The 1,039-nt window shown below is 42.8% G+C and carries 2 rRNA genes; both read left to right on the forward strand.

What is annotated here, in order from left to right:
- Window positions 1-350, forward strand: a 16S ribosomal RNA gene (locus tag J2Z42_RS14335); the annotation flags it as partial.
- Window positions 351-663: 313 nt separating this feature from the next.
- A 23S ribosomal RNA gene (locus tag J2Z42_RS14340) occupies window positions 664-1,039 on the forward strand; the annotation flags it as partial.

Raw genomic sequence — 1,039 nt, forward strand, 5'->3', positions numbered from 1 at the left:
ACGTCAAATCATCATGCCCCTTATGTCCAGGGCGACACACGTGCTACAATGGGCAGAACAGAGAGATGCGAAACCGCGAGGCGGAGCGAAACTCAAAAAACTGCTCTCAGTTCGGATTGCAGGCTGAAACTCGCCTGCATGAAGTTGGAGTTGCTAGTAATCGCGAATCAGCATGTCGCGGTGAATACGTTCCCGGGCCTTGTACACACCGCCCGTCACACCATGAGAGCTGGCAACACCCGAAGTCCGTAGTCTAACTTAGGAGGACGCGGCCGAAGGTGGGGTTAGTGATTGGGGTGAAGTCGTAACAAGGTAGCCGTAGGAGAACCTGCGGCTGGATCACCTCCTTTCTAAGGAGAAATGAAGCAATTAGATTTGTTTCATAAAATTGTTCGGTTTATTCTTTACTCTGTTTAATTTTGAAGGATTATTCCTTCTAAAATTGTTCTTTGAAAATTGCACAGTAAGAATTCGAAAATTATTTATAATTTTCATAATAGAGTATTTATGTATATTTAAGCCGCCAGGCTTCATTTATACTAGATACAGCTAAGGTTATTGTATAACCTTTGTAGATGTACTTATTAATAAAGCATAATGTATTTTATACTAATTAATAAGTTTAAACTAAGAAAATTGTTGTTAATAGCAATTTTCATTAAAGGTCAAGCTACAAAGGGCGCATGGTGAATGCCTTGGCACCAGGAGCCGATGAAGGACGTGATAAGCTGCGATAAGCTTCGGGTAGACGCAAATAGTCTGTGAACCGAAGATTTCCGAATGGGGAAACCCACAATGCTACGCATTGTACTATAAACTGAATTCATAGGTTTATAGAGGGACACCCGGGGAACTGAAACATCTAAGTACCCGGAGGAAGAGAAAGAAACATCGATTTTCTGAGTAGCGGCGAGCGAAAGGGAAAGAGCCCAAACCAGAAACTTGTTTCTGGGGTTCGGACGGATATAACATGGTAATAAGTTAGGTGAAGAGAGCTGGAAGGCTCCGCCATAGAAGGTAAAAGCCCTGTAGGCGAAAA

The organism is Clostridium algifaecis, from assembly GCF_017874415.1.
GTDB lineage: Bacteria > Bacillota > Clostridia > Clostridiales > Clostridiaceae > Clostridium_B > Clostridium_B algifaecis.